The 20,755-nt window shown below is 67.7% G+C and carries 13 protein-coding genes; 6 read left to right on the top strand and 7 right to left on the bottom strand.

What is annotated here, in order from left to right; all coding sequences use genetic code 11:
- The first annotated feature begins 22 nt into the window (after positions 1–22).
- Both H623_RS0105440 and H623_RS0105435 read left to right on the top strand, forming a co-directional pair.
- Positions 23–2,638, top strand: coding sequence for a glycoside hydrolase family 78 protein (locus H623_RS0105440; RefSeq protein ID WP_022899935.1), 2,616 nt, complete (start codon positions 23–25; stop codon positions 2,636–2,638).
- A gap of 91 nt (positions 2,639–2,729) precedes the next feature.
- On the top strand, positions 2,730–3,707 hold the full coding sequence (locus H623_RS0105435; protein ID WP_022899934.1) for a sugar-binding transcriptional regulator: 978 nt from the start codon (positions 2,730–2,732) through the stop codon (positions 3,705–3,707).
- A gap of 74 nt (positions 3,708–3,781) precedes the next feature.
- On the opposite strand, the gene H623_RS17985 is transcribed toward H623_RS0105435, so the two are convergent.
- The 4 genes from H623_RS17985 to H623_RS0105415 all read right to left on the bottom strand — a co-directional run bounded on the left by H623_RS17985 (position 3,782) and on the right by H623_RS0105415 (position 7,459).
- Positions 3,782–4,432: an aspartate/glutamate racemase family protein gene (locus H623_RS17985; RefSeq protein ID WP_022899933.1), complete on the bottom strand. Its 651-nt coding sequence runs from the start codon at positions 4,430–4,432 to the stop codon at positions 3,782–3,784.
- Positions 4,433–4,437: 5 nt separating this feature from the next.
- Positions 4,438–5,322 (bottom strand): carbohydrate ABC transporter permease, encoded by an 885-nt coding sequence (locus H623_RS0105425; RefSeq protein ID WP_022899932.1) that lies wholly within the window; start codon positions 5,320–5,322, stop codon positions 4,438–4,440.
- Between the two features lie 19 nt (positions 5,323–5,341).
- Entirely contained in the window at positions 5,342–6,223 is an 882-nt protein-coding gene (locus H623_RS0105420) for a carbohydrate ABC transporter permease (RefSeq protein ID WP_022899931.1), read from the bottom strand.
- 78 nt (positions 6,224–6,301) lie between these two features.
- On the bottom strand, positions 6,302–7,459 hold the full coding sequence (locus H623_RS0105415; RefSeq protein ID WP_245558903.1) for an ABC transporter substrate-binding protein: 1,158 nt from the start codon (positions 7,457–7,459) through the stop codon (positions 6,302–6,304).
- 473 nt (positions 7,460–7,932) lie between these two features.
- Between H623_RS0105415 and H623_RS0105410 the strand changes: the two genes are divergently transcribed.
- Genes H623_RS0105410 through H623_RS17980 form a run of 3 tightly spaced genes read left to right on the top strand, consistent with a single transcriptional unit; the run spans position 7,933 to position 12,627 of the window.
- Complete coding sequence (locus H623_RS0105410; RefSeq protein ID WP_022899929.1) at positions 7,933–9,918, top strand: glycoside hydrolase family 127 protein; 1,986 nt, start codon at positions 7,933–7,935, stop codon at positions 9,916–9,918.
- 5 nt (positions 9,919–9,923) lie between these two features.
- Positions 9,924–11,180: a RuBisCO large subunit C-terminal-like domain-containing protein gene (locus tag H623_RS0105405; protein ID WP_033371441.1), complete on the top strand. Its 1,257-nt coding sequence runs from the start codon at positions 9,924–9,926 to the stop codon at positions 11,178–11,180.
- A gap of 52 nt (positions 11,181–11,232) precedes the next feature.
- Positions 11,233–12,627 (top strand): four-carbon acid sugar kinase family protein, encoded by a 1,395-nt coding sequence (locus tag H623_RS17980; RefSeq protein ID WP_022899927.1) that lies wholly within the window; start codon positions 11,233–11,235, stop codon positions 12,625–12,627.
- A 97-nt stretch (positions 12,628–12,724) separates the two neighbouring features.
- On the opposite strand, the gene H623_RS17975 is transcribed toward H623_RS17980, so the two are convergent.
- Both H623_RS17975 and H623_RS0105390 read right to left on the bottom strand, forming a co-directional pair.
- Positions 12,725–15,745: a glycoside hydrolase family 2 TIM barrel-domain containing protein gene (locus tag H623_RS17975; protein ID WP_022899926.1), complete on the bottom strand. Its 3,021-nt coding sequence runs from the start codon at positions 15,743–15,745 to the stop codon at positions 12,725–12,727.
- Complete coding sequence (locus tag H623_RS0105390; protein WP_022899925.1) at positions 15,742–16,653, bottom strand: aldo/keto reductase; 912 nt, start codon at positions 16,651–16,653, stop codon at positions 15,742–15,744. Before H623_RS0105390 ends, H623_RS17975 begins: the two co-directional genes overlap by 4 nt.
- Before the next feature lie 205 nt (positions 16,654–16,858).
- On the opposite strand from H623_RS0105390, the gene H623_RS0105385 reads away from it, so the two are divergent.
- Positions 16,859–19,678, top strand: a complete 2,820-nt coding sequence (locus H623_RS0105385; RefSeq protein ID WP_022899924.1) for an FAD-binding and (Fe-S)-binding domain-containing protein — start codon at positions 16,859–16,861, stop codon at positions 19,676–19,678.
- Between the two features lie 112 nt (positions 19,679–19,790).
- On the opposite strand, the gene H623_RS0105380 is transcribed toward H623_RS0105385, so the two are convergent.
- A complete protein-coding gene (locus H623_RS0105380; RefSeq protein WP_211217972.1) occupies positions 19,791–20,684 on the bottom strand; it encodes an amidohydrolase family protein in 894 nt (297 codons plus the stop codon).
- Positions 20,685–20,755 lie beyond the last annotated feature (71 nt).

The raw sequence follows: 20,755 nt of genomic DNA, 5'->3' as shown, positions 1-20,755 counted from the left end.
GCAAGAACATTAGGATTGACGTATGAGCCTCATCGTCGGCACCCCGCGAATCGAGCATCATCGTCGACCGTTCGGCATCGGCGAGCGCGCTCCCCGCATCTCATGGTCCGTGCAGACGGCACCTACGGGTTGGAGACAGACCACGTACCGCCTCGAGATCACGCGGAACGACGGTGCTCCGCACACGTTCGTCGTGGCATCCGCCGACCAGGTGCTCGTTCCGTGGCCGGATGCCGACCTCGCCTCGCGCGAATCGGCCGCGGTCACGGTCTCGGTGCGCGGCGCCGACGGCGAGTGGTCCGCCGCCTCCGAGCCCGTCGTGCTCGAGGCCGGGTTGCTCGAGCCGTCCGACTGGGTCGCGCGACCTGTCGGCGCGTACTGGAACGAGGATCCAGAGTCGGATGACCGTCGCCCCTCGCTCGTACGTCGCACGTTCTTCGCGACCGAGCGCCCGGTGAAGGCGCGGCTGTACGCGTCCGCTCACGGGTTGTACGAGGCGGAGCTGAACGGTGCGCGAGTGGGAGACGACGCCCTGTCGCCCGGCTGGACCGTGTACCGCGACCGTCTGCGCTACTACACCTATGACGTCTCCGGCCTCGTCGTCGAGGGTGCGAACGCGATCGGCGCCTGGCTGGGCGACGGCTGGTATCGCGGCAGGCTGGGCTGGCGGGGCGGATTCCGGAACGTCTTCGGGAACGATCTGTCGTTCCTCGGCCAGCTGGAGCTGACGTACGCGGACGGCCGCCGCGAGACCATCGCGACGGACGCATCGTGGCGCGCGGCGCCGAGCCCGATCATCCGAACCGGAATCTACGACGGCGAGGACTACGACGCACGCGAGGAACAGCGGGGATGGTCGGAGCCCGGCTTCGACGACAGCACGTGGCAGGGCGTCGCCGAGCGGCATCGGTCGGCCGAGACGCTGGTGGCGCCGACGGGGCCGCCGGTGCGCTGCACCCAGGAGGTGCTGCCGATCGCCGTGCTCACGGGAGCGTCGGGGTCGCGCATCCTCGACTTCGGCCAGAATCTCGTGGGCCACGTGCGCATCACGGTGCGCGGCGAGCGCGGAACGACGGTGTCGCTGCGCACGGCCGAGGTCCTGCAGGACGGTGAGCTCTACACGCGCCCGCTCCGGGGTGCGCGCTCGACCGACAGCTACACGCTCGCCGGCAGCGAAGGCGGAGAGACCTGGGAGCCCCGATTCACGTTCCACGGTTTTCGCTACGTCGAGGTCATCGGCTGGCCTGGCGACCTCGACGCTGCCGCGACGGCCGGCGACGTGGTCGCCCGGGTCCATCACACCGATCTCGAGCGCACCGGCTGGTTCGAGAGCTCCGATCCGCTCCTGAACCGGCTGCACGAGAACGTGGTGTGGGGCATGCGCGGGAACTTCGTCGACATTCCCACGGATTGTCCGCAGCGCGACGAGCGCGTCGGCTGGACGGGTGACATCCAGGTCTTCGGTCCCACCGCCTCCTACCTCTTCGATGTCTCGGGGATGCTGTCGGGCTGGCTGCGCGACGTCTCCGTCGAGCAGCTGCCCGACGGCACGGTCCCCTGGTATGTTCCGGTGATTCCCGCCCACCACATGTGGACGCCGATCCGGCCGGGGGCCGCCTGGGGCGACGTGGCGACGCTGCTGCCGTGGACGCTCTACGAGCGGTTCGGCGACCTCGGGATTCTCCGAGACCAGTTCGAGAGCGCGCGCGCCTGGGTGGACCTGATGGACCGCCGTGCCGGCGACTCGCACCTCTGGAATACCGACTTCCAGCTCGGCGACTGGCTGGATCCCGCCGCGCCACCGCAGGATCCCGCCGATGCCCGCACCGATCGCCACCTGGTCGCCACCGCGTACTTCGCGCGGTCGGCCGCGGTGGTCGCCGGCATGGCGGAGCTGCTCGGCGACGACGATCTCTCCTTGCGCTACTCGGCGCTGGCTCGGGATGTCGCCTCCGCGTTCGCCACGGAATACCTTCGCCCCGACGGCACGGCCGCGAGCGATGCGCAGACCGCGTATGCGCTCGCGCTCCGGTTCGACCTGATCCCGGACGACGCCCGGAGGGCTGTCGCCGGCGACCGGCTTGCCGAGCTCGTGCGCGAGTCGGGCAACCACATCGCGACAGGGTTCGTCGGTACGCCGCTCGTGGCGGACGCCCTCACCGAGACCGGCCATCTCGACGCGGCGTACGACCTGCTCCTCGAGCGCGGTTGCCCCTCGTGGCTCTACCAGATCGACATGGGAGCGACGACGGTCTGGGAGCGCTGGGACTCGCTGCTTCCCGATGGCAGCGTCAACCCGGGCACGATGACCTCGTTCAACCATTACGCGCTCGGTGCGATCGCGGACTGGATGCACCGCACCGTGGCGGGCCTGGCGCCGGCGGCGCCCGGCTACCGTCAGGTGCGGTTCGCCCCGCGACCCGGCGGCGGCCTCACGTCGGCCTCCGCACGCCATCTCTCACCGTACGGCGAGATCGCGATCGCGTGGCGGCTGAACGACCAGACATTCGAGGTCGACGTGACCGTGCCGGTCGGTGTGGAAGCGATTCTCGACCTGGCGGAACACGATCCGGAACCGCTGGCGCCTGGGGAACACCACAGGTCCGTCGCGAGGCCCGCCGACACGATCACCGAGTAGACGTATCCTTCCGCCGACGCACGGAATATCGTTGCGATGGCGAATCGCGATCCAACGCCCGTGGTCGATGACACCACCGATCGGAGCACACATGTCCACCACACACAACAGCCGTCAGCATGACGGACAGGTGCGCCTGCTCACGAAGGTGGCACGCATGTACCATGAGCGCGGCGTTCGTCAGGCGGACATCGCTCAGGCGCTGAACATCTCGCAGGCGAAGGTATCCCGACTTCTGAAACGCGCCGCGAACGTCGGCATCGTGCGCACCACGGTCACCGTCGCCCCCGGCGTCTACTCGGAGCTCGAGGAGGCGCTCGAGGAGCGCTACGGTCTCGCCGAGGCTGTCGTCGTGGATTGCGACCCCGAGGCGGACGACGCCGAACGGATCGGCGCGATCGGAGCGGGCGCCGCGGCCTATCTCGAAGCGACGCTGAGCGGCGCGGACCGCATCGGCGTCTCGTCGTGGAGCCAGACCCTGCTGGCGATGACGGATCGGATGCGCCCGTTCACGACCCGCGGTGCGACCGAGGTCGTGCAGCTGCTCGGCGGAATCGGCTCGCCCGACGTGCAGAACCACTCCCACCGGCTGCTGGCCGAACTCGCGCGCATCCTCGGCGCCGAGGCCGTCTACGTGCAGGCCCCGGGCATCGTGGCAGGGCCGGAGATCCGTGACAGCCTGCTCGCCGATCCCTCCATGCAGGAGGTGTCCCGCCACTGGCGCGAACTCACCATGGCCGTCATGGGGATCGGCAGCATCGAGCCGTCCGACATCCTCGCCGTGAGCGGCAACGCCTTCGCCACGCCCGACCGCGAACGGCTCATCGCCGACGGCGCGGTGGGCGACATCTGCCACCGCATCTTCCGCTCCGACGGAACGGCCGTCACGGGCCCCGCCGACGATCGCATCATCGCGATCCCGGTCGACGACCTCCGCCGCGTCCCCCGCCGGGTCGGAATCGCCGGCGGCCGACGCAAGCATGAGGCCATCCGGGGCGCGCTCGCGGGCAACTGGGTCAACACGCTGGTCACCGACCTGCAGACCGCCGAGGCTCTCGCAGAGTCCTGACGCCGAGGATGCCCGCGGCCTGGCCGCCGACACATCACCTTCAGGTCCGGCCCTCGGTCACCCGACGGAGTCGATCACAGGGCGTCGACGGCCTCCCGCAGGCGACGGATGCCCGGAACCAGGCTCGTGAGCACCGGCACGTCCACCCGGGCGGCCTCGGCCGCGCTGGCCATGGATGCCTGCGCCAGCACGATCACGTCCGCGTCGGCAGCCACGCGTTCGATCGCCGCCGCCACCAGTCGGTCGTGCCTCCCCCGATCGCCGTGCGACACGGCCTCGAACGCACCCTCGATCACCTCACTGGCGACGACGGGATCCACACCGGCGAGCGCCGCACGCTCCTGGATCAACCGCGTCGTCGGCGCACACGTCGTCGGCAGGGTCGCGAGCACGACGATGCGTTCTCCCCGTGCGACGGCCTCGTCCGCCATCGCCTCGTCGATGCGGAGCACCGGGATGCCCAACTCCTTCGACACCGGATCCGCCAGCTCCGAGATGGATGAGCAGGTCAGCATCACGACATCCGCGCCGGCCGTCTCGGCCGCGCCGACGAGGTCGGCGACTCGGACCGGCACCGAGGAAGCGGTGCCCTCGTCGCCGAGATCCGCCACGATGCGATCGTCCAGATAGTTGATCGCCGTCACATCGGGAAGGTACTCCCGCGCGAGCTCCATCACCGGCTGGATGACCACGGCACCGGTGTGCAGAAACGCCACTCTCGTCATGATCCCTATCCCTTCAGCGAACCGGCCGCGAGGCCGGACATGATCTTCTTGTTCAGGAATACGAACACGATCAGCAGCGCGACGATGTTGATGCTCACCGCCGCGAACAGCGGCCCGTACTGCGTGGAACCATACTGGTCGTTCAGGCTGAGAAGACCGACTTGGATCGTCGCCAACGAGGGATCGGTCGTGAACGTGAGTGCCACGAGCAAGTCGTTCCACACGCTGAAGAATTCGACCAGCGCGATCGTCAGTATCGCATTGCGCATGAGCGGCAGACCGATCGTGAAAAACGATCTCAGTGCGCCGGCGCCGTCCATCGTCGAGGCCTCGAAGACCTCTCGTGGCACGGAGCGGAAGTAGGCCGCCATCAGAAACGTCGCCAACGGCAGCCCGTCGACGGTGTACGTGATGATCATCGGCCACAGGCTGTCGGTGATGCCGATCTTGAAATAGAAGGTGAAGAGCGGCACGAGGATCATCTGGCCCGGCACCATGATTCCGGCGAGAATCAACAGCAGGACCGAGTTGCGGCCTCGCCAGATCATCACTTCCAGCGCATACCCTGCCGCTACCCCGAACAGCACGATCAGGCAGACCGCCGGAATCGTGACGAGGATGCTGTTGCGGTAGTTCACCGCCACGTTGCCGCGAGTGAGCGCATCGATGTAGTTGCTGAGATCCCAGTGCTGCGGCAGAGACCAGGTCGGGTTGGAGAGGAACTCGGTCTGCGTCTTGAACGAGCCCATGATCATCCAGAACTGCGGATAGAGAACGACGATCAGCAGGACTGCGACGATGATCCATACCGGGATGCGGCGGACGATCCGGAGCGCGCGACGCGACCGGGCCCTTCCCGACGGGGTCGACGTGAGGATCGGTTCGGCCATCGTTTTCATCGTGGTCATCTCAGGCCTCGGCTTTCCGGCTCGACGATCGGAAGATCGCGAGGGTGAAGAGCAGACAGAGGATCGTCAGCATCAACGCGATCGTGCTCGCGTAGCCATAGTCGGAGTAGTTGAACGCGGTCTGGAACATGTACAGCGTGAGCGGCGTGGTCGACGTGCCCGGCCCCCCGTTGTTCAGCGCCAGCAGACTGTCGAACACCTTGAGGGTGGAGTTGAAACTGAAGATGATCGACGAGATAAGGATCGGCATCGACAGCGGCACCACGATGTGCCGCACGAGGCGCAGACCATTCGCTCCGTCCAGCCGCGCCGACTCGATCACCTCGTCCGGGATGTCGAGAAGTCCCGTGTACAGGAGCACGGCATAGAAGCCCATCGAGCTCCAGTACGTCATGACGAGAGCCACGGCCATCGTGCCCACACTCGAGGCCAGGAACTCGACGCTCTTGCCGCCGAAGAGGTTGATGATGTCGTTGATCGGACCCTGGTTCTGGCCGACCGAGACGAGGTTGCGGAACAACAGCGCGACCGCCACGGTCGGCAGCACCATCGGGAAGAAGACTGCCGTGCGAATGAACGCGGAGCCCTTGCGCAGCACGAACACATAGAGGAGCGCGAGCAGGTACCCGAGGATGATCTGCCCCCCGGTCGCGAGCAGCGCGAAGATGATGCTGACCCACAGGGACTGGATGGCGATCGGATCAGTGAAGAACCGACCGAAGTTGGCGAATCCGGTGAAGGTGAAGCCGCTCAACGAGTTGCCGTCGAAGAACGAGAGGCCCAGCGACCACATCACCGGGACGATCTTCAGGAGCACGTAGATGACCAGGGTCGGCCCCAGAAGGATCAGTATCGTCTTGCGATCACCGAAGACACGTTTCATGAAGATCCTCCTCACACCAACCGGCTCGGATCTTCACCGGAAAGATCCGAGCCGCCTGGCGCCGAGTTCGTAGCAGGTTTACTTGTTGGCGTCGATGCCGGCCTGCAGCTGCGACATGTACGTCTTGGGCGTCATCTGTCCGGTGGTGAGCAGTGAGACGTTCGACTGAGCGAGCGACGTGGACTTCGCATCCATCAGCGCCTCGAACCAGAGCACGGTCTGCTTGATGTCGGAGACCTTCTTCTGCACCATCTTCGTCGGCCCGTCCACGTTGGTCACGGTCTTGTTGATCTTGAAGCCCGACACCACGCCATCCTTCTTAAGCGCCAGCGCACCGTAGTTGTTCGCGATGCACTTCAGCCACTGGCCGACCTTGGGTCCGTAGTCCTTCGGGTTCATCGCCATCGCCGCTCCCGCGTTCGCGGGCCACTGGTCGATACTGCCCTTGCCGCCGGCAACGGCCGGGAACGGCATCAAGCCCACGTTGTCGGAGCCGATGATGTCCTGCGACTTGTCGTTGATGTTGCTCAGCAGCCAGGAGCCGTCGTACATCATCGCGGCCTTGCCCGTGAGGAAGGCGTTCGTCGCGGTTGCGGCGTCGGTGGAGACGAAGCCCTGACCGAAGTAACCGTCCTGCGCCATCTGCTGGACGGCGGCGGCGGCCTTGACGTACTTGGCGTCCGTCAGCTTCGCCTTGCCGTCCTGGACGTCCTTCATCGCGTCCGGTCCCATGCTCCGGAAGATGTAGTCACCGATGAGACGAGTGACCGGCCATGCATCCTTGCCGTCTGTGGCGAACGGCGTGTAGCCGGCATCCTTGATCTTGCCCGCGTCGGCCATCAACTCATCGAACGTGGTCGGCTCCGACAGCCCGAGCTTGTCGAAGATCTTCTTGTTGAACCAGATCCCCTCGATGTTGTACTGGTAGGGCAGCGAGACCATCTGTCCGTAGACCGAGGTGACGGTCGACGCGGCGCCGGGAAGGATGTCGTCCCACACGCCGAGCTTCTTAAGTTCCTTCTCGTAGTTGAGCACCAAGCCGTTCTTGCCGAGGTCGCCGCTCGGAGTCACCATCGCTGTTCCAGCGATGAAGTGCACGGGCAATGCGTTCTGGCTGGCGAGAAGCGTGACCTTCTGCACGACATCCGCCTGAGCGACGGTCTGGCTCTTCAGCGGCAGTGCCTTGTTCTCAGCGGAGCACGCGCCGGAGGCCAGCTCCTTGAGCTCGGCCGTCAAAGTCGGATTCTCATTGGCGGTCAGCACAGTGAAGGCCTTCGGGTCCTTCCCAGATGCTGCGTTGCCAGACGACGCTCCCGAGCCACTGGAGCACGCGGCGAGAGTGACGGCCGTCACTGCGGCCAGGGACACCGCCACAAGAGTTCGGCGGCTTCGGCGGGTGATCATGACGTCCTCCTTGACGATGTGGATGCGGGGGCATGCGGAACCTACGGGAGTGAGACTAGGCGTCAACGCGAGGTGTGTCAACAATCAGCCCTGAAATTCTATGCATCCACGCACGCTTTGATACGTTCCATCTGCAAATTCATGCATGGTTGCGAATTTTTTCACCGACTCTTAGCCTGAGTCCACGGGCCCGCGAACCGCCGCGCCGAACAGGTGGAGCGCGCTCGGAGCACTGCGAAAAGAGGCTGCCCTCCCACCCGGCACGCAAGCCTGAGGGAAGATGACGGCACACGCGAGAGGAACACATGTCGACGACGACCGCGCCTACCAGCGAGCCGCTTCGACCCCTTCATGCCGACCAGGTTCGTTGGGGCCGAGGATTCTGGCACGACGTGCAAGAGCGCACGTTCGAGTCCACGGTGCCGACCATGTGGGAGTCGCTGAGCGACCCGGCGGTCAGCCCGGGCCTGCAGAACTTCCGCATCGCGGCCGGCCTTCAGGCGGGCGAGCACCAGGGGCCGCCGTTCATGGACGGCGATCTCTACAAGTGGCTCGAGGCCGCGATCTCACAGCTGGAGGTCGCGTCCCAGCCGTGGCTGACCGAGACTGTGGAAGAACTCGTGCAACTGATCGCCTCGGTGCAGCGCGATGACGGCTACATTCACACGCCGACCCTGATCTCCGCGCAAGCACACGGCGACGTGGTCGAGCTGTCCGACCGGTTCGCGTTCGAGACGTACAACCTCGGCCACCTCATCACTACCGGTGTGCGCCACTTCGAGGTGACGGGCAGTACCACTCTCCTCGACGTGGCCCGCAAGGCGGCCGGCTTCCTCGAAGGCCTGGCAAGAGACAAGCCGCTCGAACTCGCAAAGAGCGCGATCTGCCCGTCGCACTACATGGCCGTCATGGATCTGTACCGCGTGACGCGCGAGACGCGGTATCTCCGTCTCGCCGAGGCGTTCGTGCGCGTGCGCGACGACTTCGACGGCGGCGACGACAACCAGGATCGTCTTCCGGTTCGCGAGCAGACGGTCGCGGCCGGCCACGCCGTACGCGCGAACTACCTCTACGCCGGACTCGCCGATCTCGCCACGGAGAATGACGACCACGAGTTGCGCGCTGTGCTGGAAGGACTGTGGAACGACGTCGTCGACACGAAGCTCTACCTCACCGGAGGATGCGGCGCCCTCTACGACGGCGCATCGCCCGACGGCGACCCGTGGCAGTCCGAGATCAGCCGGGTGCACCAGGCCTACGGCCGGGCGTATCAGTTGCCGAACACCACGGCGCACAGCGAGTCCTGTGCGAACATCGGAATGATCCTGTGGAGCGAGCGGATGCTGTCGCTCACAGGCGACGCCCGATACACCGATGTCATCGAGACCATCGCCTACAACTCACTCCTGGCCGGGATCGACCTCAGCGGAACCGAGTACTTCTACACGAACCCGCTCCGGCAGGTGAGGGATCTCCCCTACCCGCTCCGTCGCCCCGGCGATACAGCGCTGGACCCCGTCCCGGTGCCGCCGCCGTCCGACGAACGGCTCCGGGAGCGCTACTTGAGCTGCTTCTGCTGCCCGCCGAACACGGCACGAACGCTCGCTCGGTTCCACGAGCGCGCGGCATCCGTCGCCGACGGAGAGCTGTACGTGCATCTCTACGGCGGAAGTGACATCCGGGTCTCCGACGGCGCTCGATCGCTCGCGCTCCGCGAAGACACCGAGTACCCGTGGGGCGAGGTCGTGCGGTTCACCGTCGAGGAGGCCGTCGAAGACGGGATGCCGGTCAGGCTCCGCGTTCCGGGGTGGACGCGCGGCGCATCCCTTCTCGTGAACGACGAGACGATGGATGCCCCGGCGCCGGGCGCGTACGTGCGGATCGATCGCGCGTGGCGCACGGGCGACACGATCACTCTGACGCTTCCGATGTCCTCGCGCGTCGTGCGCGCGAACCGGCTTGCCGAAGAGGTGACGAACCAGGTCGCGGTACAGCGCGGCCCCGTCGTCTACTGCCTGGAGAGCAGCGACCTGCCCGACGGCCTTCCGCTGGAGCGCGTCGCCCTCCGCCGCGGAACCACGCTGACCCCGCAGGCCGGGGAGGTCGACGGACACGCGATGCAGGTCATCCCCGTCACGCTGGCGGTGCTGCCGGCCGGTGGCACCGACACGCTCTACGAAGACCTCTCCGACGACGCGCTCGACACCGTCGACACCCGGTTGGTGCCGTACTTCGCGTGGGGCAATCGGGGTGCGTCGGAGATGTCCGTGTGGCTCCCCCTGGTGTGGTGACGGCGATGAGCGACCGATCCGTCACGGCGACGTACATCATCGAGACCTCTGTTCCGCTCCGGAAGGCGGCCGAAGTGCTCGCCGGGGAGCAGTCCACCGGCACCTTCGTGCGCGTCGAGCGCGAGACGGACGACGTGCGGGCGCGCTTCGCCGCCCAAGTCGCCTCGCTGGAGGAGATTCCCCTCACGGGCGCCTCACCACTGCCCGGTGCCGTCGGAGACCCGGACGCGAGGCGGCGAGCACGCGTGCGGATACGCTTTCCGCTCGACAATTTCGGACCGTCGATCCCGAACCTCCTCGCCGCCGTCGCCGGCAACCTGTTCGAGGTCAAGGAGCTCGCTGCCGTCAAACTCATCGACCTCGATCTGCCTGCGGAGTTCGCCGCACGGTATGCCGGACCGCAATTCGGTGTCGAGGGCACGCGGCGTCTCGCAGGCCGTCCTTCGGGCGTGCTCTTGGGCACGATCATCAAGCCGAGCATCGGGCTGTCCCCCGCAGAGATCGCCGAGGTCGTCGACGAGCTCGCCTCCGCGGGCATCGACTTCATCAAGGACGACGAGTTGCAGGGCAACGGCAAGGGCGCCCCGCTGGTCGAACGCGTGAAGGCGGTGATGCCGGTGCTGGAACGCCACGCGGACCGCACCGGCGTCAAGCCGATGTACGCCTTCAACATCACCGACGACATCGACCGTCTCGAGGCGAACCACGACCTGGTGGTGAACGCCGGCGGCACGTGCGTCATGGCGTGCATCAACATGATCGGCCTGGCCGGTCTCGACTACCTGCGCCGACGCTCCTCCGTTCCGATCCACGGGCATCGGGCGATGTTCGGCGCGATCAGCCGCTCGGAGCAAGTCGGGATAGGGTTCCGGGCGTGGCAGAAGCTCGTCCGCCTGTGCGGCGCCGACCATCTGCACACGAACGGGATCAGCAACAAGTTCTACGAGACGGATGCCCAAGTGCTCGACTCCATCGCCGCCGTGCGTGAGCCGCTGCTCGGCTTGACCTCCACCGTTCCGGTGCTGTCGTCGGGGCAGTGGGCCGGACTCGCGCATGCGACGCTCGACGCGGTCGGCACGACCGACCTGCTCGTGCTCGCGGGCGGAGGCATCCACGGGCATCCGGACGGCGCGGCGGCCGGAGTCGCCAGCATGCGAGAGGCCTGGGCGTCCGCCGCACGCGGAGAGGATGCGCTCACCGCGGTGCAGAACTCGGAGCCTTTGCGTCGTGCCACCGAGCTGTTCGGGCCGGTGCGTGTCTAGTCCGGGCACAGCGGAGTCGGAGGCGAGGTCCGAGATCCCACACAGCCGGGTCGTGCAGCCTGCACCGGCGCGGCCGCGGGTCGCGTTCTATGGTGACGACTTCACCGGCAGCGTCGACGCCCTGCTCCAGTTCTCCCGTCGTGGCTGGAAGGCGCGTTTGTTTGTCGGCGTGCCCTCACTCTCCCTTCTCGAAGAGGCGGCAGCCGGCAGCGACGCGGTCGGCATCGCCGGCATCGCCCGCTCGTTACGGACCGAGGAACTCGATGACGAGCTGGCACCCGTCTTCGAGACGCTCACCACACTGCGCCCGCATGTACTGCAATACAAGGCGTGCTCCACAGCCGACTCGTCGCAGACCGTCGGCAGCCTCGGCCGTGTGATCGAGCTCGGCCTGCGCGCGGTGCAGGGCGCGCACGCGCCCGTACCCGTTCTCTTCGCGCAGCCCGACTTCGGCCGGTACACCGTGTTCGGTCACCACTTCGCGGCTGAGAACGGCACCGTGTATCGACTCGACAGGCAGCCGACGATGTCGACGCATCCGTCGACTCCGATGGACGAGTCGGATCTCGCGCTGCACCTGGGCAGGCAGACGACACTGCCCGTGACGAGCATCCCGTTCACCGAATATTCGTCGGCGGCGGCGATCGCCGACCGAATCCGCGAATCGAATGGCGCAGCGGTTGTCCTCGACGCGTTTAGCGACGACCAACTGACGATGATCGGCGAGGCAGTCCTCTCGCTTCCCGAACCGCTCTTCGCGCTGGGATCGGGCGGGCTCAGCCACGCCATCGCAGCGGCGGCTCCCGGCGACGGCGAACCATTGCCCGAGTCGACTGACCGCAGCGGGCCGATCCTCGTGCTCTCGGGGAGCCGCTCGGCACAGACCCGGCGCCAGATTCAGGCCGCAGCCGATGCCGGCTGGCTCGTGCTGCCTCTGCCGACGAGGCCAGATCCGGCGGTGGTCGCCGAGGTCATGGCCTCACTCGAGGCGGGGCGCAGCGTCGTGCTGGCCTCCGACGGGCTCAGTGTCGCGGCACAGGGCGCGACAGTGCGAAGTGCGACAGCGCCCGGCGGCGCAGCGACCAACGAGGCTGCCGCGGCGGAGCCCGCGCCCGACGACGCGGTCACGCTGGAGGGCATCGCGGCGCGCGCCGCGGAGTTGGCGTCGGCTTCAGCTCGCACCGGGACATCCCGTCGCATCGTGGTCTGCGGCGGCGACACCTCGAGCCGGGTCACGAGGCTGCTCGGCGTCGACTCGCTCTCGATCGCCGCGAACCCGTGGGAGAACGTCGTGGTGCTGAACGCGCACTCCAGCGACCCCGATATCGACGGACTCGAACTCGTGCTCAAAGGCGGCCAGGTCGGCGATGTCGACTTCCTGCTCCGGCTACGGGCGCTGGGTGAGGGGACGTGGACGTCCACGACGCCGAGAGCCCCGCAGGAGTGACGCCCCGCTGAGGATCGCGGCCGAGCGACCGAACACTATTCGGTCAGACACTATTTCAGGTCATACCGCGCCACATCGACATATCCGACGCCTGACCTCAGATGCCCTGAAATAGTGACGGGATCCGGGCATCGGGCACCCCGATGCCCGCGGTCGCCCGAAGCCGCACGCTCCACTGTGTCCGCTCCCGCCGGATGCGGTAACGCTCAGGCAGCGCAGGTCCCACGGACGCCGAACCGAGCCCCTGTTGTCCGTGGTCGACGTTGAGCCACACACGACCGCTGTCCCGCAGCTCGTACGGCTTGACGGCCCGTTGCAAGTCGAGCGAGGTCCAGCGCCGCGCGGTGAAGTCGAAGAGCGGCAGGCCGTCCACGTGAACGTCCGGAAGCCCCGCGCCGCGCAGCACGAGTTCCCGTGTCTGCACATGGTTGCCGTTCTCCTGCGGTACCGGATACGGCACTTGCAACTCGTCGATATCAGCGCTGTAGCGCCCGATGGGTGCTCCCTCGAAGGAGTCCGCATAGGTCTCGCCGGGCCCGCGCCCGTACCACTCGACTCTCTCGTACCCGCCCGGAAGCGAGAACAGCAACCCCAGCCGGGGAACCCAAATGTCCCTGTGCTTGTACGGGGTGTCGCTCCACGGTCCGACGAAGGATGCCTCGACCGCCAGCGCGAGCCCGTCACCGTCCGCCGTCCACAGCATCGACCACTCGACACCGTGCGGATGCGACGCAGGAGCGGTGCGACCTCGGGCGAGCAGCCAGCCATCGCCGTGCTCGACGGCGTCCGTGCGATGCAGCATGCGATCGATCCCCGTGTCGTGCCAGACCGAGGCGATGTCATTGAGGTCGCCCTGCCCGCGGTCGTTCTCGGTCGGGGCGCGGTGCAGATCGAGCCACGGGCCGTCGAGGTCCAGGCCACTCCAGCGGCGCAGGCGACCGGTGCGTGCGTCGAAAACGGCGTCGCCCACGCGCAGCTCGGCTCCGGTGGTCAGCCGGTGCGGCGGGAGAGCCGACGCGGCGGCCGGGACCGGGGGCCACCGTGGCATCCGCGGGTCCGTCGCGGGGAGCACGCGCTGCGCCCAGGCGACGACGTGCCCCGGCTCGGCCCACAACGCGTGGGAGGAACCTGCGGCGAGCGCAGCCATCACCGTGACCACGGTCTCGAGTTCGGCATCCGCCTCCACCTGCGGCAGCGGCACGTGCGCGCTCGAGCCCGGCGCGAGCGCTGGCACGACGAGATCGCCCTCGTCGGTGAGAACGCCCTCGCGCTCGACGCGCCAGCGGAAGGCGAGGTCCGACGTGTCGGCACAGTGCCGGGCGTTCTCGACGATCACAGCGTCCGCGATCTCGATCCGCACCGGCTCGTATGCCTTCGCGAGCTGGGTGAGCGCCGGCGTGGGCGTACGTTCGCTGAAGACGAGGCCGTGCAGGCTGAAGCGTCCGCCGCACGGCTCGTGGTCGACATCCTCGCCGTGCATGATGAAGGGGATGCCGTCGGCCGTCATCGCGGTGAACCCGTGGTCGATCCACTCCCACACGAAGCCGCCGCAGAGGCGATCGTGGGCGGCGATGATGTTCCAGTAGTCCGACAGCGACCCGGGGCCGTTGCCCATGGCGTGCGCGTACTCGATGAGCAGGAACGGCAGGGACCGCCGCCGCGCGTCGTCTTCGGAGCCGACGCCGTCGGGTGCGTCCTCGTCGCGGCGGCCGATGCGCTCGAGGTCGTCGAGCGACGGGTACATCACAGCGTAGAAGTCGGAGTTGCGATACGTGGGATCGCGCTCGTAGAGCAGCGGCCTGCTCGGGTCTCGCTCGCGCACCCACTGCTCGAGCACGTCGAAGGACTCCCCCGAGCCGCTTTCGTTCGCCAGCGACCAGACCACGATGCTCGGATGGTTCTTGTCCCGTTCCACCATGCGCTGCACCCGGTCGAGCAATGCTCCCCGCCACCGAGGATCGGCAGGCGGGTTCGCCTCCGGCGCCGTGAACACGAAGCCGTGAGTCTCGATGTCGCACTCCTCGACGACCCAGAGCCCGTATTCGTCGCAGAGTCGGAGGAACTCCGGGTGCGGCGGGTAGTGGCTGGTGCGCACGGCGTCGATGTTCGCGCGCTTCATCATGACGATGTCGCGGATCATCGTGTCACGATCGAGCGTTCTGCCGGTCTTGGGATGATGCTCGTGGCGGTTCACGCCGCGGAACTTCACGGGCGCGCCGTTGACGACGAAGACGCCGTCCCTGATCTCGACGCGACGGAATCCGATCGCGAGCGGGACGCGCTCGCCGTCCGTCCGCAGCTCGCCGCGATAGAGGCGCGGCACCTCCGCGCTCCACGGCTCGACCGGCACTGTCACGCTCTCGCCCGTGGCCATGCGGATGCCCAGCTCGGGGAGGTCGACGACCGCCGGCGCCGAAGCATCCACTCGCAGCGTGCCGAGTCCGGTCTGCGGGTCGTAGTCGGCTTGCACGAAGTGATCGTCGATCGCGCCCACCGGTCGTTCGATAAGCTCGACGTCGCGGAAGATGCCGGGGAGCCACCACATGTCCTGGTCCTCGAGATACGTGCCCGCCGACCATCGGTGCACTCGCACCGCGAGCACGTTGGGCCCGGGGCGCAGCCGGACGTCGAACTCGAACGGCAACCGACTTCCGGTGGACCAGCCGAGCTCCTGCCCGTTCAGCCACACCTTGGCGCACGAGTCGACGCCCTGGAATCGCAGCACGGCCCCGTGCCAGTCCTGCGGCGCCTCGAACACCAGGCGGTAGTCCCCCGTCGGGTTCTCGGTGCTCACCTGCGGCGGATCGAGCGGGATCGGGAACGCCGTGTTCGTGTAGAGCGGCCCTTCCGCCGTGCCGCGCATCGACCGAGCCGGCCCTCCCGCGAGCGGGGTGAAAGACTCCAGCACCCAGTGCGACGGAACGCGCAGGCGATCCCACCCCGAGTCGTCGAAGTCGTCCCGCGTGAAGCCCGAGCCGGTCCCCGCGGCCGTCGCTGAGAGCCGAAAGCGCCACTCGCCGTTGAGGCTGAGCGTCGCCGCGGCGGTGGGCGCATCCGCCCGCGGCGCACGGCGACCCCGGCCGGGATCCATGCTCTCGACGTACTCTTCCACGCTCACTCGTCCTCGTCCTCGTCCGTACTCGGTGCCGGCCCGCACGCGTCGATGGATGCCCAGAGCCGATCCGGTATCTCCGTCGCGGTCAGTTCCTCGAGTTCGCGGAGGCGCTGCGCCGACGAAATGCCGACGACTGTGGAGTCCACCAGCGGGGAACGCATCGAGAAGTGCAGAGCGGCCGCGCGGAGCGAGACGCCGAGCTCGGAACAGGCGCGCTCCACTCCGGCGACCCAGTCGACGAGTGTGGTGGAGGCTGGACGGTAGGCGTATGTCGCGCCGCTGCGCGCGCCCGTGGCGAGGATCCCGCCGCCGAAAGGTGCGGCGTTGAACGTCGTCATCCCTCGTCGTCGCGCTTCCTCGAGCAGGGGGACCGCGCTGCGATCGACGAGCGTGTACCTGTTGTGCGTGAGCAGTGCGTCGAACACACCCGTCTGCACGTACGACCGCATCAACGGAATCGGACCGGCGGCGATGCCGATCGCGGCGACCGCTCCGGAGTCGCGGAGTTCGAGCATCCCCTCGATCGCACCGCCCGGCGCCAGCGCCTCAGAGACCGTGATCGTGTACGGGTCGTGCAGGTGAAGGATGCCGACGCCGTCCACCCCCAGCCTCGCCATGCTCTCGTCGAACGAGCGAAGCACGCGATCGCGATCCAGCACGCCCGTCTCGGGATCGCTGTCGACCTTCGTCATGATGTGCGCGGTCGCGGCGTCGCCGAGCTCGGCTCGCGCACGGCCGAGGATCTCCTCCGACCTCCCTGCGGCGTACGCGTTCGACGTGTCGACGAGCGCGAACGGGCCGCCCAGCACCGCCTTGGCCGTTGCCACCTCTTCGGCCGGGCCGCGGTCCGTCCGGCCGCCCAGGGACGAGGTGCCGACGGTGACGGCACCAAAGGAGATTCGATCGTTCATGGACGTCGTCGTACCCCTCATCGGTAGGTGTGTATATCCATTCTATAATGAATGTCGTTTCAGTCCGGCGATGCGCGCACGTGCGAAGCGGAGCACGGCATCGCCAGACGGACTCGCCCGCGGCGAGCGGCGGCATCCTGTGACACGATTCGCATGACGCCTCTCGCCGGGCCGCGACCGTTCACCACCGGACTAAGGAGTGCCCATGCCCACCACCGCACCGTCGCCTCTCATCGGCGCGCGTCTGGGCCAAGGCATCGCCGATCGTCTGGAATCGCTCGCGCCCGGCAGCCTGCGCACCCGTGCGACCGACCGGCTGGCACTGGCGCACGACGCTTCCCACTACCTGATGACGCCCACCGGCGTCGTACGTGTGCGCGATACGGACCACCTGGCGGGGATCCTCCGTCTCGCGCACAAGGAGAAGCTGCCGGTCTCGTTCCGGTCCGGTGGCACGAGCCTGTCGGGGCAGGCCTCCACCGACGGCCTGCTGCTCGACACACGCCGCCACTTCCGCCGCATCGAGCTCCTCGACGATGGCGACGCCGTGCGCGTACAGCCTGGCGCGACGGTGCGCCAGGTGAACGCGCGGCTGCTGCGGCACGGACGCAAGCTCGGGCCCGATCCCGCGAGCGAGGTGGCCTGCACCTTGGGCGGCGTCATCGCCGACAACTCCAGCGGCATGGCCTGCGGCACGCGATTCAACACCTACAACACGATCCGCTCGGCCGTGCTCGTTCTCGCCGACGGCTCCGTGCTCGACACGGCAGCGCCGGATGCCGATGAGCAGCTCCACGCGATCCATCCAGAGCTCTGGGAGGGGCTGGTGCAGCTCCGCGACCGCGTGCGCGGCGACGCCGATTCCGTGCAGACGATCCGCCGGCAGTACTCGATCAAGAACACGATGGGCTACGGCCTGAACTCGTTCGTGGACCATGATCGCCCCGTCGACATCTTGTTGCACCTCGTCGTCGGGTCCGAGGGCACCCTCGCGTTCGTCGCCGACGCCGTGCTCGACACACTCCCCGTGAAGACGCATGCCGCGACGGGCATGCTCTACTTCCCCACCCTGCGCGATGCCACCGGCGCGCTCCCCGCGCTGGTCGCGTCCGGACTCGCCACGATCGAGCTGCTCGATGCCACCTCGCTCCGCGTGGCCCAGCGTGAACCCGGCGCGGACCAGGAGCTGCTCTCGCTCGACGTCCACGAGCACGCGGCCCTGCTCGTGGAGTACCAGGAGTCGACGGCCGACGAGCTGCAGGCGCGTCTGGAGAACTGGGATGCCCTGTGCGCGGGGCTGACGCTCGACCATTCGTCGCCGCTCACGCAGGATCCTGCTCGCCGGGCGGCGCTGTGGCACATCCGCAAAGACCTCTACGCCACGGTGGCCGGAAACCGGCCCTCCGGCACGACCGCGCTGCTCGAGGATGTCGCGGTGCCGGTCGAGCGCCTCCGCGAGGCGTGCGAGGGTCTGATCGCCCTGTTCGACAAGCACGGCTACGAAGACAGCGTCATCTTCGGGCACGCGAAGGACGGCAACATCCACTTCATGGTGACCGAGCGCTTCGACGACCCCGACGCGCGCGGCCGCACTGCGGCGTTCACCGAGGACATGGTCGATCTCGTGCTGGCGCACGACGGCACGCTGAAGGCCGAACACGGCACGGGTCGCATCATGGCGCCGTATGTGCGCCGGCAGTTCGGCGATGAGCTCTACGAGGTGATGCGGGAGGTGAAGCGTCTCGCCGATCCGCACAACATCCTCGGACGCGGCGTGCTGATGAACGAAGACCCCGACGGCCCGCTGTCGAACCTGAAGCTGACACCCACTGTCGAAGAAGAAGTCGACCGCTGCGTGGAGTGCGGCTACTGCGAGCCGGTCTGCCCGAGCAAGGACATCACCCTCACGCCCCGACAGCGCATCGTGCTGCGGCGCGAGACCGAGCGAGCACGACAGGCGGGCGATACCGAACTCGTTAACATACTCGAGAAGGAATACGACTACGACGGCGTGCAAACCTGCGCCGTCGACGGCATGTGTCAGACCACCTGCCCGGTGCAGATCAACACCGGAGACCTCGTGCGTCGCCTGCGCGCCGAGCGACAGGGCACGCTGAGCCAGGCGGGCTGGAGGGCCGCAGCCAGCGCGTGGGGTACCACGAGCACGGCGGGCGGCGTCGCGCTGAGCGCCGCCCATCTGGCACCGCCGGCCGCCACGCTGGCGACCAAAGCAGCACGCACCGTGCTGGGCTCCGACACCGTTCCCCTGTACTCGGCGGACCTGCCCGGCGGAGGCAAGCGGCGTGCGGTCATCCATTCGCCGGAGCCGGTCGCGGTCTACTTCTCGAGCTGCACGACCACCATGTTCGGCGGTGTCGACGGCAGCGTCTCCGAGTCGTTCCTCCGGCTGTGCGAGCGGGCGGGCATCCCGGTCTCGACACCTGACGACATCCCGTCTCTGTGCTGTGGAACACCGTGGAAGTCGAAGGGCCTCACGGACGGCTACGAGGTCATGAAGAAGAAGGTCGTCGCCTCCCTGCTGCGCGCGTCCGACGGCGGACGCCTGCCCGTGGTGTGCGACGCGTCGTCGTGCACGGAAGGACTGCGCATCCTCGTTGATGCCGCGGCCGACGGCGGGCTTCGCATCGTGGATGCCGTGGCCTTCGTCGACGAGAACGTGCTGCCTCTCCTGCCCGAGATCGATCGCATTCCTTCCCTGACACTGCATCCGACATGCTCGTCGACGCACCTCGGCATCAACCCGGCGCTGCAGCGCGTCGCCGAGGCCGCCGCCGAGATCGTCGTGGTTCCCAACGACTGGGGTTGCTGCGCCTTCGCCGGAGACCGAGGGATGCTGCATCCCGAGCTGACGGCGTCGGCGACGGCAGCGGAGGCCCGCGAGGTCGCCGACGCGGCATCCGCCGCGCACGCCTCTCTCAACCGCACCTGCGAGCTCGGCATGACCCGCGCGACCGGGCAGGACTACCGGCACATCCTGCAGGTGCTCGACGACGCGCTGGGGTGAAGAGGCCGTGTCAGGCGACGAATCGGTGCGCGGATCCCGGAAGGCGAGCTCAAGCGCCCTCTCTCGACGTCCGACCGGCGCCTCAAGCTCGGTCGCCGCCGAGATCTCGTGATCAGAGTCGGAGCAACGCGCGAGCATTTCCGAACGCGACACGGTCCTTGACTTCGTCCGATAAGTCCGCCCGCTCGAGCGCGCCCACAGCGTCTGACGTGCGCTCGTACGGGTAGTCGCCCGCGAAGAGCACACTGTCGGCACCCATGACATCGACGAGCGCCTCGATCACCGACGCCGCAAGTATTCCGCTCGTGGTGACGAGAACGTTCCGTCCGAAGTACTCGGAGGGGCGCCGGCGTAGCGGAGAGGGAGTGACGATGGTGGCGTAGCGCGAGTCGAACCGCGAAAGCTGGAACGGAAGGAACTCCCCACCATGCCCGAGAACCATGCGCGCGCCCGGGTGGCGATCGAACACCCCTGACAGGATGATCCGGAGAGCGTGCCCACCGGTCGTGGCCTGCCAACTCCACAGTGCACCGTCCATCTCCGGGTGCCCTTCGAGCAGTCGCCACCGGTCAGCGGGCGGCATGCCGGGGTGCAGATAGAGCGGCACGCCGAGGTCTTCCAGTGCCGACCAGACACCGTCGAATTCCGGCTCGTCGAGGTACCGGCCCTGAATGTGGTCATTCACCAAGGCGCCGACGAGACCGAGTTCCCGCACGGCTCGGCGGAGCTCGGCGACGGCGGCCTCCGGGTCCTGCAGCGGAAGCGCCGCGAAGGCCGCGAACCTGCCGGGATGCCCGTGGACGATCGAGGCGAGTGCATCGTTGACGTATCGAGCGTTTTCGACCGCCCGCGTGGCATCCGGTTCCGCTTCGATGCCCGGCACCGTGAGCGACAGGACCTGGACGGCGATGTTGTGCGCATCCATTTCGGCGAGCCGGAGCGTGTCGATGTCGGGCAAGCGCTCCGTCATGTCTGCCGCGAACCCGGGTTCGATGTTTTTCGGCATCAGGAATGGCGAGCGCCGGGCATCGAGTCCGGAGAATGAGACAGCCTCCTCGAGTGCAATGTATGAGCGCA

The sequence above is a fragment of the Humibacter albus DSM 18994 genome (assembly GCF_000421825.1).
Taxonomy (GTDB): Bacteria; Actinomycetota; Actinomycetes; order Actinomycetales; family Microbacteriaceae; genus Humibacter; species Humibacter albus.
This window is presented reverse-complemented; position numbering and strand designations above follow the sequence as displayed.

Excerpts from the sequence above, each read along its gene's own strand:
- H623_RS0105440 (WP_022899935.1), top strand. The coding sequence starts at position 23 with ATGAGCCTCATCGTCGGCACCCCGCGAATCGAGCATCATCGTCGACCG.
- H623_RS0105435 (WP_022899934.1), top strand. The coding sequence starts at position 2,730 with ATGTCCACCACACACAACAGCCGTCAGCATGACGGACAGGTGCGCCTG.
- H623_RS17985 (WP_022899933.1), bottom strand. The coding sequence starts at position 4,432 with ATGACGAGAGTGGCGTTTCTGCACACCGGTGCCGTGGTCATCCAGCCG.
- H623_RS0105405 (WP_033371441.1), top strand. The coding sequence starts at position 9,924 with ATGAGCGACCGATCCGTCACGGCGACGTACATCATCGAGACCTCTGTT.
- H623_RS0105410 (WP_022899929.1), top strand. The coding sequence starts at position 7,933 with ATGTCGACGACGACCGCGCCTACCAGCGAGCCGCTTCGACCCCTTCAT.
- H623_RS0105380 (WP_211217972.1), bottom strand. The coding sequence starts at position 20,684 with ATGCCGAAAAACATCGAACCCGGGTTCGCGGCAGACATGACGGAGCGC.
- H623_RS0105390 (WP_022899925.1), bottom strand. The coding sequence starts at position 16,653 with ATGAACGATCGAATCTCCTTTGGTGCCGTCACCGTCGGCACCTCGTCC.
- H623_RS0105420 (WP_022899931.1), bottom strand. The coding sequence starts at position 6,223 with ATGAAACGTGTCTTCGGTGATCGCAAGACGATACTGATCCTTCTGGGG.
- H623_RS0105425 (WP_022899932.1), bottom strand. The coding sequence starts at position 5,322 with ATGGCCGAACCGATCCTCACGTCGACCCCGTCGGGAAGGGCCCGGTCG.
- H623_RS0105385 (WP_022899924.1), top strand. The coding sequence starts at position 16,859 with ATGCCCACCACCGCACCGTCGCCTCTCATCGGCGCGCGTCTGGGCCAA.